At 49.9% G+C, this 15,470-nt stretch carries 12 protein-coding genes and 1 pseudogene; 9 read left to right on the plus strand and 4 right to left on the minus strand.

All coding sequences use genetic code 11. The features are described 5' to 3' along the window. The 4 genes from B5M13_RS25620 to B5M13_RS25635 all read right to left on the minus strand — a co-directional run bounded on the left by B5M13_RS25620 (position 1) and on the right by B5M13_RS25635 (position 8,911). The gene (locus B5M13_RS25620; RefSeq protein WP_080058381.1) at positions 1 to 1,434 is read right to left on the minus strand and encodes a GH39 family glycosyl hydrolase; all 1,434 of its coding nucleotides are present in this window, start codon (positions 1,432 to 1,434) and stop codon (positions 1 to 3) included. 189 nt (positions 1,435 to 1,623) lie between these two features. Then, positions 1,624 to 4,275 carry a glycosyl hydrolase-related protein gene (locus tag B5M13_RS25625; protein ID WP_080058382.1) on the minus strand — a complete coding sequence of 884 codons (2,652 nt, stop codon included), beginning with the start codon at positions 4,273 to 4,275 and terminating at the stop codon, positions 1,624 to 1,626. 64 nt (positions 4,276 to 4,339) lie between these two features. After that, entirely contained in the window at positions 4,340 to 5,785 is a 1,446-nt protein-coding gene (locus B5M13_RS25630) for a RagB/SusD family nutrient uptake outer membrane protein (RefSeq protein ID WP_080058383.1), read from the minus strand. Positions 5,786 to 5,812: 27 nt separating this feature from the next. Beyond that, positions 5,813 to 8,911, minus strand: a complete 3,099-nt coding sequence (locus B5M13_RS25635; protein ID WP_080060079.1) for a SusC/RagA family TonB-linked outer membrane protein — start codon at positions 8,909 to 8,911, stop codon at positions 5,813 to 5,815. A gap of 278 nt (positions 8,912 to 9,189) precedes the next feature. On the opposite strand from B5M13_RS25635, the pseudogene B5M13_RS25640 reads away from it, so the two are divergent. The 9 genes and pseudogenes from B5M13_RS25640 (at position 9,190) to B5M13_RS25680 (ending at position 15,432) form a co-directional block, all read left to right on the plus strand. Further along, a pseudogene (locus B5M13_RS25640) lies at positions 9,190 to 9,959 on the plus strand (SDR family oxidoreductase). 259 nt (positions 9,960 to 10,218) lie between these two features. Next, the gene (locus B5M13_RS25645; protein WP_080058384.1) at positions 10,219 to 11,226 is read left to right on the plus strand and encodes an IS110 family RNA-guided transposase; all 1,008 of its coding nucleotides are present in this window, start codon (positions 10,219 to 10,221) and stop codon (positions 11,224 to 11,226) included. A gap of 84 nt (positions 11,227 to 11,310) precedes the next feature. Further along, entirely contained in the window at positions 11,311 to 12,048 is a 738-nt protein-coding gene (locus tag B5M13_RS25650; RefSeq protein WP_080058385.1) for an IclR family transcriptional regulator, read from the plus strand. 62 nt (positions 12,049 to 12,110) lie between these two features. Then, entirely contained in the window at positions 12,111 to 12,683 is a 573-nt protein-coding gene (locus B5M13_RS25655) for a Crp/Fnr family transcriptional regulator (RefSeq protein WP_245859497.1), read from the plus strand. A gap of 80 nt (positions 12,684 to 12,763) precedes the next feature. Further along, positions 12,764 to 13,111, plus strand: a complete 348-nt coding sequence (locus B5M13_RS25660; protein WP_080058386.1) for a YciI family protein — start codon at positions 12,764 to 12,766, stop codon at positions 13,109 to 13,111. Between the two features lie 10 nt (positions 13,112 to 13,121). Next, complete coding sequence (locus B5M13_RS25665; protein WP_080060081.1) at positions 13,122 to 13,493, plus strand: DoxX family protein; 372 nt, start codon at positions 13,122 to 13,124, stop codon at positions 13,491 to 13,493. A 337-nt stretch (positions 13,494 to 13,830) separates the two neighbouring features. Beyond that, positions 13,831 to 14,100: a hypothetical protein gene (locus B5M13_RS25670; RefSeq protein ID WP_080058387.1), complete on the plus strand. Its 270-nt coding sequence runs from the start codon at positions 13,831 to 13,833 to the stop codon at positions 14,098 to 14,100. A gap of 210 nt (positions 14,101 to 14,310) precedes the next feature. After that, complete coding sequence (locus B5M13_RS25675; RefSeq protein ID WP_080060082.1) at positions 14,311 to 14,796, plus strand: RNA polymerase sigma factor; 486 nt, start codon at positions 14,311 to 14,313, stop codon at positions 14,794 to 14,796. A gap of 3 nt (positions 14,797 to 14,799) precedes the next feature. Then, positions 14,800 to 15,432, plus strand: coding sequence for a hypothetical protein (locus tag B5M13_RS25680; protein ID WP_080058388.1), 633 nt, complete (start codon positions 14,800 to 14,802; stop codon positions 15,430 to 15,432). Positions 15,433 to 15,470: the final 38 nt, after the last annotated feature.

Below are 15,470 nucleotides of genomic sequence, written 5' to 3' on the forward strand. Positions count from 1 at the left end.
CTATTTTCCCCCTACGTATTGGACGGCCAATTTATCCGCTATCAGCACGGGGTAATCGGGGACGGGGATTTCAGAAAATGTCCATTGATCACCAGATTTCAGACATTGCTTTTTGGGTATTTCATAGACATTACCGGTAATCAAATCCACAAAAACCGGCTGGTTAAACTGCCCTTTAACGGTTACCGTTGTTGGTTTAGGCATGTATTGCTCGGCGGGTCGGGCTTCGCCATTCCAGAGTGTAACCAGACTGCCATTCCCTTTCGTTTGCCGGTAGACAAAGGCCGTTACGGTTTCCTGGCTGACCGCTGGTTTAGTCGATGGCAGCCGTTCGACCTGATCATCGAAGAGTGAGAAAACATGCTGGGCTGCTTTGTAAGCCAGTTTGGGTCGCTTAATGGTTTTATCGGGATTGGTTTGTAGCAATCCTTTTGTATTCACCCCCACCATATGGTCGCCAGCGGTGTAGTGTATATCGCTGATCGTGAACAGATTCGTAGCAATACCGCGTCCGTGGTCGCCCAGCATCCGGCGAAGGTCCCATTTGGCCTGGGTCAATTCGCTCCAGTCCTGATCACGCAAGGCACCAATCGTTACGGCTTTCGGTGTAGAAGGGGCTCCATTTTCGCCCTGCATAAACACGACGTTTGCCTTGTAGCTCCATACCAGTTGCCGCATTTTTTCGATGTTCGGATAGGATGAATCAGGGTTGTGAGCGTAGCCATGATACGTCATAATATCGACCAGATCCAGCGCGTTTTCCTTTTTCAGTTCCTCGTAGAAGTCCTTCACAAAGTCCAGCTTTGTTACGCTCGCCATACCCAGCGCAATGAGCCGGGCATTGGGCTGAATCGACTTCACCAGCCGGGCCGTGCGGACGTAAAACTGGCCAATTTCCGTACCCGTATGCGTTGGGTTGAGATCGGGTTCGTTCCAGATTTCCCATTCAGGCACCTGACTTTTGTAGCGCGTCACGATGGCCCGAACCCAATTGTCCCAGGCCGTCAGCGCTTCGGGTGAGGTTGGGATATGGCCCGCCAGTTTGGCCTCGCCCCCACCCTCGTAAATTGGATTACCGTATGACAATTCCACCCAGGGAGCCACCCCGCGCGAAGCCGCATCGGGAATGACGGCATCGAGCCATTGCCATTCATACGTCCCTTTTACCTTTTCGCACTTGCTCCAGCCGCCCTGTAGCCGAATTCGTTTGGCACCCAGCGGCCCCAGGTATGTCTTGTACGATTGGTAGTCGGTGTAATCCCGGTCGAGGGTTTCCCCGCCAATACTCCAGGCGCTGGATTTGATGGATTTCGCGTCGCGAGTTTTCAACTGCCCAACCACTTTCCAATCGGGTTGAGATAGAGCTACGTTCGGCTGGGCGAACCCTGTCTGGATGAAAAGAAAACCGGCGACAATGAGTAATCCAATACGCATGATTTGTCTGTTTTAATGGCTTTACAAGAAGACCCGCACGATGCTCACCGCTCCGGTGGCCTTTCGAAACCAACCTAGGTTAGTTTCCGAACCTCCAGGAACTGTCTTAGCAAACCCCAACCCCTGAAGGGGGCTTTGCTCACACTCTAACTAAGCCCCCTTCAGGGGGTTGGGTGTTGCAATACCTGCTCAAAATTGCAGCCGATACGTATTGATCTGCCGGGCGTTGAAATTCGTTTTCAAGCTGGTTTTAGCTGGTTTCAGGCTTTGTTCATTCGTTTCGATATGCGTTGTTTGCCAGGCCCGGTGAATCGGCAATGCCCAATTCAGTGTGGGGGTGGAATGGGTTTTATTCAAATTCCAGAACCGGGCGATCAAGCCGTTTCCGATGCCTTCTTCACTGGGTTTCAACGTCCAGATCAGCAGGCCCGGCGTATCGGCTTTGAGCAGTGAAAAGTTCGTTTCAGGATAGGTTGCCTGCGTGCCGGTTACGGCTCCAGCCACCAGTGGATTCTGATCTTCGAGCGCGAATCTCATGGCCGTCAGAGCATCGAAAGCTGCTGTGCGGGTTGTCAGGGCAAAATGGTAGCGAAACTTCGTCACTCCGTTCTGGTTATAAATGCCGAGCCGTAGCGTATCTTTTTTACCCGATCCATAGGTATCGACCTGTCCACCGGCCAGCGCGTTAAACTGTGCCGACGTTTCCCAAAGCGAATCAGGAGTACTTTTCCCCAGCTTGAAAAAACTACAATCCTGATTCGAGATGGTAAGTCCAAACGCTGGCTCACCGATGTCGGCAAAATGGTTGAATGTCTGCCAGTCGTAGCGGGCATTCTGGCTAGCGTAATGCCCACCGCGCGTTTCCTTTTTAGCCGTCAGAACGGCCCCCAACTCTTCGTGATTGGTCGTCGGGTTTGTCAGATTCAGCGAAAACGCCCAAGTCTTTACGTCGCCGAAGTTGGCTTGCAGGCTGTCTTCAATGTCAATGCGGGGCGATCCGCCTTGGCGGCTGTTGCGGAATAGCGTTACCCGAACAGTGTGGGCAATGGGATCATTGGAAACGGCTTTAAGCGTTACCGAAACGGGGCCTTTGTTTTCCACGACGAGCGCGTTCCCGGCGTCTGGGTTTGTTGTGCCAATGTCGTTAAACCACCGTTCGCCCGGAGACCCGACGTTTGGCGTCTTCACTAGTTGCCGATTGGCTTTCCGGTCGTAGAGTTCACTGATAACGCCCGATTTTTTTAGCCGGACCCGGTAGTGTTCATTCTGGATAACCTCTCCGTTTACCTGGGCCGCATCGGGCTGGCTGGCTGGCGTTCCTTTCTGAATTTCATACACCTTATAGCCCACCGACGGTACGTTTTCAGCCCAGATTCGTACGAACGACTTGCCGCCTTTCTGAATCCGCTGGCTCACTACCTCGCGTTTTGTTTGCAAATCGATTACCCGAACGGCTTCCGCTCCCGGGTAGTCGAGGTCGGCCGCATCATTGCGCGACCAATTCAACGGATTAAATACATAGAAGCGTGAGGCAGCTGCGCGGGATGGGGCCATTTTGAGTTGTTGCCCCATAGCCAGCGACGCCCTGTTGAACAGGGTATCGACGTACCCAACGATCCGGTGATGCAGTTTCGTTTGCCAGTTGGCCCGATCCCGTTTGGATACGGGTCCGTCGGCTGTCCAGTCATGTTCCCAGTAAAGGCCATACGCTTCCCAGGCCAGGTCCCGGGCTTCTGCCAGATCACGGGCAAAGGTGCTGTCTTTGAGGGATACCAATGCCGAGAGTGCTTCTGCCGACCGCAGCTTCTCCGTGGCTCGCCGGATGTGGGCCGTGGTTTCGTTCATCGACACCGGGTAAACATCCCATTCGTTGCCATAGCTCACCGATTCGGTGGGCAGTTTGGGGTAGCTGCGGTCTACATCGGCAAAAAAATCCTCTTCGTTCGACACCCGCACTTTACGCAACGGAGTCGAATAGCGTTGTGCTGCCTGGATAAACGGGGGCGATACGTATGTACTGAGGTCATCCCAGCCATAGCCAAAGGCACCTGCTACGTTGAACGGATAAGCCGATGTTGTTGTAACGGTATCACACATCACCGTCATATCCTCCACCACTTTACCCATGTCGCCCACAATGTCTTTGGGGTCTTTTTCGCGTCGGGCTTCGGCATAGCCACCCAGGGTGCGCCCGTTATAGATGGGCCGGCTGTACCATTTCATCGTCACCGAACGACCATCCTGCCCCATGTACCTATACAACTGATTCCGGCGATGGGCCAGACTGGCATTGGGTATCCGGCTGGCACAGCCACAAACGCCCCGCCAGCTATATTTTGCTCCCGACCCCGCCCATAACGAACTCAGACCCAGCGGCAGGGTCTGGTTTTCCATACAGACGGCCAGCCGAAACCGTAAATTCCATTGTCGTTCCAGCTGGCCCGCGTAGTACATGCCGCGCAACACGGCCTCGGTGGGTTGTCCGCCATACGTACTAACCAGGCCCGTAAGAGGGCTGCTGATGTGGCCTGTGCGGATACGACTAATTAGTCGTTCAACCTGAGCCGGGCTGCGGAATTTCTGATACGTTTTGATCCAATAACTCCCATCCAGATTGAATCGGGCCTGAAAATCGGCCGGGTTGTTCTGCGTCGAGTCGATTTGAGCCAGGTAATAGTCGATCATTCTGACAAAAACCGTATCGTACTGGGCTTCGTTACCCGTCCACATGTAGTCGGTATGGTCATCATTAGCCAGATACAGCCGTTTGACCGGTTGCGCTGATAGCGTCAAGCCAAGAAATAGAAGAGCCGAAAACAGTAGATACGATGCTGGTTTCATATAAAAATCAGGGAGGAAGTTTTACCCGCTAAGGTGATGGCGACCTTAGCGGGTTAGTTGTTGATTAATACCCTGTATTCTGGGTGATTGATTTATTCAGGTCGATTTCCCGTTGTGGGATCAGGTAGAGCTGATTAAAATCTTTCACCTTGTAGCCCTTAGCAGTCATAACGGGTATGAACCGGCCCGTTCGAACGAGATCGAACCAGCGGTGCCCTTCAAACGCCAGTTCGACCCGGCGTTCCTGCTCCATTGCCAGCCGAAAATCGGCCTGCGATAGTCCGGTTTTATCGGCTAGCCCCGCCCGTTTCCGAATCTGATTGAGGTAGGTAAGCCCTTCTGCCGTGCGGCCCAGTTCGTTCAGCGTTTCGCCATACATCAGCAACACATCGGCGTACCGAAGCAAGGGAAAGTCCACGTCAGAATCGGCATTCAGCGCCCCCTGCTGGCGGAATTTAACCACATACCGTTCATTTACCGTACTTCCATTGGCTGCTTTGTAGGAATTAAGCATGGATGCATCCTTCCGCAAATCGCCGGGCTCGTAGGCAGCGTCCATGTCGGCGGTGGGTCGGTTGAAGCCGCCCCCCGTGCCACCCCCTGCGCCCAGCAACGCAACACTTGCATTCACCGCAGCCCAGTTCGACCACAGATCGCTACCCTGACCAACCTGACCCGATTTATACTGTACCGCGAAGATGTATTCCTTGTTATTGACGAACGATGTAGTAGCCGGGAAAATATCCGCGTATTTAGGCATCAGGCTGAAGGCATTTCCATCAATTACTTCTTTCAGCTTCGCAGCCGCATTGTCGTACTGTTTCAGTGTCAGATAGACTTTCCCCAGGAGGGACTTAGCCGCCCAGACCGAAGCCCGGCCAGCCTCTGAAGCAGGAATGGTGGCTGGCAGCTTCGTCTCGGCGGTTTTTAAATCACTAATGATCAACGCATAGACATCAGCAGCGGGTGACCGGGGCAGGCTGTTGGCCCCATAAGGCGATGTGATCTCGTGCGTTGCTAACTGAACATCGCCAAAGAAGCGAACCAGGTTAAAGTAAAACAAAGCCCGCATGAATTTAGCCTCCCCTTCGAACCGGTCTTTCGAAGCCTGTGGAATGTTCACGGCCGGTAAGCGGTCGAGGATGGAGTTCGTCCGGGCAATACCGGCATAGTGACTGGTCCAGGCGTTGGAAATGGTCGTGCTGGAGAGGGCGAAGTTGAAATCCTCAAAATAATACAGTTCTGTAGCAGTACCACCCCGGGCCTGTCCCGTATCGGTATTGTCGGTCGAGAGTTCGGTCATATAGAGGTATGAGCCACTTCCTTTTTCAATAATACCCGGTAGTTTAAGCGCCCCATAAACACCGACAATGGCATTGTAAAAGTCGGCGTTGGTTTGGTAAAAATTGGCTTCGCTACGCTCCGTCTGTGGAACCTGGTCAAGCGAAACATCCTGGCAGGCTCCCAGCAGACAAGCCGACAGAATGATAAGAAAAAGACTGATTTTCATATAAATAAGACGTTATAAGTCGGCAGATCAGAATGATAAATTGACACCAAACGTTACAGTTCGCGCTTGTGGATAGGCCCCGAAGTCAAGCCCGAACGAGGTGAAGCTATCCCCGCTGATATTGGTTTCGGGGTCGTAGCCGAAGTAGCTGGTGAAGGTGTACAGGTTGGTAGCCGTGGCATAGACCCGTACGCCCCCCAGTCCCAGCCGATTGACAAGCGTGTTGGGCAACGCATAGGCCAGTGTTACGTTCCGGATACGCCAGAACGACGCATCGAACAGATATACGGAGCTGTACTGGGTGTTATCGTTTTTGCCCCCGCGAATAGCCCGGCCAAACAACCCATTACCGGGCTGATCGGGCGAAACCCAGCGGTTGTCGTACACGTACTGGGCGTTATTCTGCACTCCGGAGTTGTTGAGGTAGAAGGAGTTATTGTAGACCTGCTGACCCACCTGACCACTGGTCATAATATCCAGCGAAAAACCCTTGTATGTAAAGGTGTTATTAAATCCGAAGTAGTATTTGGGATAGGGGCTGCCAATCACTTCCTTATCATTATCGTTGATGACCCCATTCCCATCGATATCTTTCCATTTGACGTCGCCAGCGTGGGCGTTTGGCTGAACCGTGTAGGCTTTCGCTTCTTCCTCAGTTCGGAAAATACCCAGGAACCGACGACCGAAGAAACTGCCGATGGGATAACCCGCCTGCGTAACCGCATAAGCAGGCCGACCACCGGACGCACTTAGAATCCGCTCGGCATCGGTACTCATTTGCAGTACTTTGTTGCGGTTGAAGGTGATGTTAAAATTGGTATTCCATTTGAACGCACCCACCAGATTTCGGGAACTCATACTCAGTTCAACCCCTTTATTTTCTACCTTACCCAGATTGACCACGGCACTCGTCAAACCCGTTACGGCGGGTGTCTGAATAGTGAACAACATATTGGAGTTCACCTTGCGGTAATAATCGGCGGTGAAGGAAAGCCGGCTGTTCAACACTGATAAATCAAGCCCAACATCAACCTGCGTGGTCGACTCCCAACCCAGTTCGGGATTGGTGAACGACGAACGGCCCAGACCGGGTGTCAGTACATCGCCAATGACGTAATTGGCACCGCTCAGTTGCCCAATAGCCCGGTAGTTGCCAATGGCGTTGTTTCCCGTCAGGCCGTAGCTGGCCCGCAGTTTCAGATCACTCACAAGACTCTGACCTTTCATGAACCCTTCTTCCGAAACGCGCCAGCCTACCGACGCCGACGGGAATGTTCCCCAGCGGTTATTGGCTCCGAAGCGCGACGAACCATCCCGACGCAGTGTAGCCGTAATGAGGTATTTGTCCTTATACCCATAGTTAACACGGGCCAGAAACGATTGTAAGGTATAAATCTGAGTACTCTCGCTGCCACTGGTTACCGTTCCCCCGTTAATATTAGGGATCAGATTGTCGGGGAAGTTGCCGGCGGTAGCGATGACTAGATCACTGTAGGAACGTTGGGCTGTGTAGCCAATGATGGCATCGACGGTATGATCGTTAAACTGCCGTTTGTAATTGAGCGTGTTCTCATTCAACCAGCTATTGTCTTCGCCATTCCGCGCTTCTGCGGTCGATGGGTTACTTGGATTGATCGTGTTAGGCGTCCAGGTCCGTCGCTTGAACTGATTGATATCGGTACCAAATGTCACGCGAAGCTTAAGGTCCTTCAGGATGGAATAGGTAGCAAACGCGTTGCCCAGAATCCGGAATTGAGAGGGGTGAATTTTGTACTCATTGGCAATCTGAACCGGATTTGCAATCGATGGCTGGCCTTCTGTTACGACAATATAGGAACTGTAGGAACCATCGGCATTGTACACCGGCACAAAGGGCGGCATGGATTGAGCAGCACTCAAAATCCCCAGTGCTCCATAGTGTCCTTCGGCATTCACATCGTTCTGATCGGTATAGCTGGGCGTGAGGTTTACCCCTATGCTCACTTTATCGGAGAGCTTGCCTTCCAGATTTGCCCGGAACGTATACCGTTGCAGTCCCGAACTGATAATGATCCCCTGCTGATTGAAGTAACTCCCCGACAGGGCATACCGGAAATTATCCGTTCCACCCGAAGCTGAAATCTGGTAGTTCTGGATGGGTGCTGTTCGGAAAATAGCATCCTGCCAGTCGGTGGTGGTTAACTTAGAGGGATCCTGAAAAATGGCAGGAATCTGGTACGAGCTGGCGCGTTTGCTATTAGGGTCATTGATATTGGCTCCTGCTACATTATCGAGATAAGACGCATTGCGGGCTTCAGTCACCCAGGCCGCATATTCCTGGGCGTTCATCATCTCGATTTTTCTGGTCACCTGCTGGAAACCTGTGTAGGCGTTCACTTCAATCTTAGCCTTACCCGATTTTCCTTGTTTGGTGGTAATAATAATGACCCCGTTGGAGCCACGTGACCCATAAATAGCGGTAGCCGACGCATCTTTCAAAACATCAATCGACTCGATATCGCCCGGATTAATGGTGTTCAACGGATTACCGAACCCAGCATTATTGACCGGGAAGCCATCAATTACATAGAGTGGCTCATTACCACCCGTAATGGAGCTAATCCCCCGAATTAGGACGCTGGTGTTACCGCCCGGCGCCCCCGATGTATTGGTAATCTGCAAGCCAGCCACCTGGCCTTTCAATGCCTGATCGAAACCCGAAACAGGTACCTTCTGAATGTCTCTCGAACCAATCGTAGCTATTGCTCCGGTCAAATCCTTCTTTTGCTGCGTACCGTACCCAACTACGACCACTTCATTCAGGGTTTTATCGCCAGGAGCCAATTGGACATCTATTGTAGATCGCCCATTTACAGCAACTTCCTGACTTAAATACCCCACATAGGAAACCACTAACGTAGTATTCCCCGTAGGCAACGACAGCTTATAAACACCTTCGGCATTTGTGGTTGTGCCGTTGTTTGTGTTTTTCACGAGCACGGTTACACCGGGGAGCGGTTGCCCGCCTTCATCGGTCACACGACCCGAAACCGACGACGACGTTTGAGCCAGTAGCTGACTCAGGGTTAAAAGCAAGGCTAACCCCAATAGCCCGGCCCGGTAGTGGTAAAGAGAGAGGTTATGCATAAGGGCTTTAATTTTATTTATCATTGATAAATATTAATTTATCATTACAATACTATTATCAAATTAATCATCCGCCAAATTTTTTCAGATATTTATTTTTTGTAGGATTATTTTTAGCAAATCAATCGTTTGAAAAATTATAAACGAGCTAATAATCCTGCGATCAGAAGCGTGTATCTCCTCAAAAAAGTACAAAAATTACTACTTTCTCATTAAAATGAGTTTTATATTTTGACATATATAAATTAAACTTGCACTTACTATCACAATGATAAATTATGAGCTTTTTACAACAATTTGATCTGTCGGGTAAAACCGCGCTCGTAACCGGGTGCAAACGTGGGATTGGCCGGGCAATGGCTGTGGCTTTGGCCGAAGCAGGTGCCAACATTATTGGGGTGTCGGCTTCGCTGGAAATAGATGGAAGTGCAGTTGGGGAAGCGGTGATGGCTGTAGGCCGTTCGTTCCGGGGCTATCAATGTAATTTAAGCGACCGGGCAGCTTTGTATTCGTTCTTGGAAAGCCTGAAGCGAGACGCCCCCGTTATTGATATTCTGGTAAATAATGCTGGTACAATTCTCCGTAAACCTGCCGCCGATCACCCCGATGAATACTGGGATGAGGTCATCGACACCAACCTGAATGCCCCCTTTATCCTGACCCGGGAAATTGGCCGCGACATGGTGGCGCGTGGATCAGGGAAAATCATTTTTACGGCTTCATTGCTTACTTTTCAGGGGGGATAACCGTACCGGGGTATGCCGCCAGCAAAGGTGCTATCGGAAGTATGGTCAAAGCATTTGCTAATGAATGGGCCGCAAAGGGCGTTAACGTAAATGCGATTGCGCCGGGTTATATTGCCACTGATAATACGGAAGCACTTCGGGAAGATGCTGAACGTAGCAAAAGCATCTTGTCCCGAATTCCGGCCGGGCGCTGGGGTGAGCCTGAGGATTTCAAAGGTCCAACCTTATTTTTGGCATCTGAAGCCTCCCGCTACGTCCACGGCACCATCCTGACCGTAGATGGTGGCTGGATGGGACGGTAACTTTAATGAATAATGGATAATCGGGGCCGCCCTTTAGGTTTGTCTTGTGGTAAGATTTCAAGATTTGGTAGCTTGTCAACTAGTGAACAGGGTGGGCTACCCTATGGGGCCGCAGAGTTCCAGCTCTAGGCGCGGATTCAGGACCCACCCTGTTTTACTTGCTTGAAGGCTCGAATGGAAATGAGGGCAACTAGGCCCATTAGCAAGGGTTTGAGCACCAAAGCAAGAACTTATTGAACACCCTAAATTACTATCTCTCATGGACATTCGCTACTTCATCGGTGTTGACGTTTCGAAAGCTACCCTTGACTGGGCCGTCTTTGATGGCAAAACCATAGTATTGCAAGCTCAATCGGTTAACTCACCAGCAGCGATTAGGGCCACCGTCAAATTGGTGAAGGCGTTGCCTGGATTTACGGTAATGGAATCGGTCTGCTGTCTCGAACATACAGGCATTTATTGTGCGCATCTTTTATCTTCCCTTTACAAATTGAAGCTACCTATTTGGTTGGAAAGTAGTCTTCAAATTAAGAAGGCCGGGGGCCTTCAGCGCGGTAAGAGCGACACCATTGACGCAATCCGCATTGCCGAGTACGCCTTCCGTTTTCGAGACAAAATGTGCCTTTGGCAGCCACCAAGGCCTATTCTGCAAAAACTAGCCACGTTAAGTGCCCTTCGTCAACGGCTTCTTCGCGTTCGCCAGCAACTTCAACAACCTATTGACGAACAGCAGGGCTTCGCGGAAAAGTCACTCCAAAAGCAACTGGCCCAAAACTGCCAGGCCTCGTTAAAAGCCATCACTGCCGATTTGGCAAATGCCGAAAAACAGATCGATACGCTCATCCAAAGTGATGATCGCTTGAAGGAGCTTTTTGCCTGGATTACCTCCGTTCCCGGTGTGGGTGATGCCATAGCGACTGAAGTGTTGGTGGCTACCAACGAATTCAAGGCTATCAACGATCCTAAAAAACTGGCCTGTCACGCGGGTGTGGCACCCTTTGAATACCGATCGGGTAGCAGTGTGCGTGGCAAAACGCGGGTGAGCCAACATGCTCGTTTACGTCTAAAATCTCTGTTTCATTTAGGGGCCATGTCAGCGATCCGGATGAAAGGTGAGCTACAGACCTACTACCAGCGCAAGGTAGCTGACGGCAAAAATAAGATGCTCGTTCTCAACGCGGTTCGCAATAAGCTAATCCACCGGGTTTGCTCGGTGGTTCATCGAGAACAGAAATATGACAAAAATTATACGCCAGCGCTTGCATAAACCATGGAAATCCGTGCGGTACAATGAATAATACATCTACCCAGCCATTACTCATTATCCATTATTCATTTTACATTCTTTACTATGGTCTTAGTCATTGTTAAAGCGTTTGATATTTTGGAATGGGTGGCCCGCGATCCCGGAAGAGCCTATTCACTTACGGAAATTGCTGAAGCCTTGCAGATGAACCAGGCTACCTGCGTCAATATTTTACAGACACTGGTCGCTAAGAATTATCTCGAACATTTAGGTCGAAAAAAAGGGTATCGGCTGGGGCCAATGGCCTACAACTTGACCAATAACCTCTCCTACAGCCAGAATCTGGTGCTGGCGGCTAAAGAGGAGATGGAGAAACTGACGGCCGAGCTAAATGAAACGTCGATTTTAGGGATTATCCGAAATCAGAAACGATTCATCGTTCACCTGGTCAACAGCGACCAGGATTTACAGGTGCGCAGTCGTTCGGAGCGTAACGTGTATGAAACCGCTACGGGCCGTTTGCTGCTGGCCTTTATGTCGGATAAAGAACGGGATAGCTTTCTGCAAAGTAATGGTTTACCGTCTGAGGAAACCTGGCCCGATGCCACAACAGCTGCTGACCTGGATACGGCCCTGGCTAAAATCCGTACCCATTCGCTGGCCATTACACACTCTAAAGCCCATATTATTGGCCTGGCGGTACCCATTCGGAAGAGTGGGCTCGTTGTAGCCAGTCTGAGCGTTTTTTTACCCGAAATTCGCTGTTCGGCCTCCCGACAGAAAGAAATTGTGCTGGCCCTTCAGCAGGCAGCACAGGTTATTAATGAACGGCTGGATGCGTAAGTTGCCGAACGTAGTTTTTGGAATGCCCTGGTAACACCCGTTTCTTACACAACTTTGTTTACATGATGCAGGAAAAACTACGGAATTATATAAGGACACGCGTTGGCCAGGATGATCCTAATCTGGAACAGGTTCTGGCAAATTTCAAACCCATCAGCTATCAACGGAATGAACTGATCCTGCGCGAAGGGGACATGGCTCATTATTGCTTTTTTGTGGTGAAAGGCTGTATTCAGGTGTTTGTCTATGACAAAGAGGGCAACGAAATGACGCGCGATTTTGTCATCGAAGAAAGCTGGCTAATGGAACTCAACAGTTTTACAAACAATGTGCCAGCCATCGAAAACCACCGGGCCACTGAACCAACACAGGTACTTGCCATTAACCGGTTCAACTTCCGGCGCCTGATGGAACAGGTACCGCAATTTGAGCACATTTACCGCCAGATTATGGAATTATCGTACGCCAACACGGTTTTTCGACTGAACACCTTTATTGCAATGGACGGCCTCGAACGGCTGCAATGGCTAATTGCTCATCAGCCCCGCTTAGCTACCCGGCTTTCCAGCAAAGCGCTGGCATCCTACTTAGGCCTTTCTCCAGAAACCCTCAGCCGCTTAAAATCAAAGCTCTGAAAACGTTGACAAATGTCAAGCGTTGGGTTTGCTCCTCCCCCGACCTTTGTGACGGTCAATTCATCAAACCATTTTTCGACATGAAGGAGTTTATGCTTTTGTTCCGCAACGTCAGCGGAGATGGCCAGTACGTTTCAACACCTCAGGATATGCAGGAAGACCTACCCAACTGGCAGGCATGGATCGGCGGATTAGCCAGCCGGGGGCAACTGATCGATACACGCCCGATTGAGTACGCCGGTCGGGTTGTCAGCAATACCGGTGTACGTGAGTCGCCTTACAAAACCGAGAATTTTCTGGTGGCCGGTTATCTCATTTGTCAGGCCACTACGCTCGAAGAAATTACTGATTATGCCGGCGCCTGCCCGATTCTGAAGTATCCGCAGGGCAGCGTCGAAATTAGGTCCATTATGCCGTTTGAAATTTAAGTCGACAGCCATGGAAAAAGTAACCGCCCTGGGCAAATGGCTCTTCATTCTGCCCTTCACGATGTATGTGCTACTGCACTTTGGCAAAGCGCAGATTGGAGCAGCCTTCGTGCCAAAGTGGATTCCGTTCCCGCTCTTCTGGGATTACTTTACGGGTGTCTGTATTCTGGCCTTCATGGTTAGCTGTCTGATCGGCAAATTCGATAAGCTGGCCACGCTACTCATGGCGTTGTATGTATTCCTGATGATTCTTCTGGTTCACATTCCGCGAGCAGCCAGCAACGAAAACGACCTACTGAACATATTCCGCAATACAATGGTGGTTGGTGGCCTGTTGCTCTATGCTCGTTACGTTGCCAGAGATAAGCGGCTAACGGGATAATTCGCATCTGTTTACTTTCTAAGCCCGATCTCATCCCTGGTTATCGGGCTTTTTTGTTGACCCTGTTTAACCTTTCCCTTTTATAGAAAATAGTAGGCTGTTTTGTCATTTCTCCTGCCGTACCGACGGACCGGTCGAAATGACAAAAAACTATTTATTTTTAACGAAATCTGGAAAGTTTAAACAGGTTCGTAGTTTGTCCTATGAACAATTAACAAATTACCCCGAGTTATTTAGCTTACTCTTTAGTACCAAATTCCGTTTGCTCTCAAAAAAACGGGACCGCTCTGTAATATTTTGTAGGATTCAGCGACTAATAAGCTAAAGCTTAAAAACTATGCAGGCTAATAATCAATCCACGAAATCGCTATCAGTTAAGGTTAACCGTTTTATGTATGGGGCATTTGTGCTCATGAGCCTCTACTTCTATCTGACCGGCTCGTATCAGGATGCGATGAGCAACCTGGGAATTGCCTTGATTTTTGATCCCTTCGATCAGACAGTTCGCTGGGATAATCGCCCACGCTGGCAACGCGCCTGGCTGATTATTCACCTGATGGTCCTGGCAGGCATTGGTTTAGTTTATTGGAAAACGGTCGGCGCTTAAATCGATTCTAAAAAAACAGGCTCTCCCCACCCTATTGGCTAGCCGTTGCCTTGATTCGTTTTGGTAGTAGTTGACGGATACTGAGACGACAGGCTTTATTCAGGTATTGCTAGAACTAACCCGCAGCTAGGGTCAGCTTGAGTTATAAACAGTTTGACTAAACAAACGATCTCGCTTTAGCGACTTAATTGTCCCTCGCAATTGCTCCTCATGTTGTCAGAGCAGGAATTTATCCGACAGATTCGCCAACATCAGAAAATTATTCATAAAGTTTGTCACCTCTATGCGGACAAACCAGAAGATCGCGAAGATCTATTTCAGGAAATCCTGCTAAATGCCTGGAAAGCCAACCGCACGTACCGACAAGAGGCTAAGTTTACGACCTGGCTCTATCAAATAGGGCTGAATACGGCTATCGCCTACTTGCGAAAAACAAAACGAAACCCAACGCAGGAGGGCCTTGAGGATGTTCTTCAACTTCCTGATTTGACGGACGACCCTACAGAACAGCAATTTAGTGCGCTTTACCAGGCCATTGGCCAGTTAGATAAAATTGACAAAGCGGTGGTCATGCTCTATCTCGATGAGTATGATTATACGGCTATCGGTCAGGTGTTGGGGATTACGCCTAATTATGTAGCGGTAAAAATGAATCGGATCAAGCAACAACTCAAACAAACTGTACAACAAAACTAACGGATGGAACTAGATGAGTTTAAAGCCTTTTACCAAGCTCATTTCGAGTTAGTTCCTGACAAGTCGGGACCTGATCTGGAGGAAATGCTTCAAACTAGATCGCATACGGCTATCGAGCGTATTTTACGAAACCTGTTACTGGAAGTCGGTACGGCACTGGTATTCATGCTCGTATTGGCCTTCGTAATGATTACCTGGTCATCAACGGTTTTTCGGTGGGTGGGTGGCAGCCTGGTTATACTTGGTATCATCCAGATGGTTACGTTTATCCGGCAGTACCTTCAGCTTCGCAACCAGTTGAATTGGTCTTTAGGGTCCGTAAAACAGTATTTAGTAGGAATGGAAGCCATAATTAGTCGGTTTGTGCTACTTTATTATCGCTATTGTATGCGTTCGATTCCAGTGGGAATGGTAATAGGTGGCATACTTGGGGCCTACGTCGGTGTTACTGGTGATACAAGCGACCCTGCCTTTTCAGCGTTGCCTGAGCATCCCGGTGTTGGTTTTCTAATTACCTCGCTGGTATTATCCGTTCTTTCGGTAATTGGCACTTATTTTATGCTTAGGTGGTACATTCAGCGGTTGTATGGTCAGTACCTGGATGAACTCAAGGCCTGTATTACGCAGCTTGAATAAGGCCTATGTTCACTACATACTGCCATACAGCAGCATCA

The organism is Spirosoma aerolatum, assembly GCF_002056795.1.
In the GTDB taxonomy this organism is placed as follows: domain Bacteria; phylum Bacteroidota; class Bacteroidia; order Cytophagales; family Spirosomataceae; genus Spirosoma; species Spirosoma aerolatum.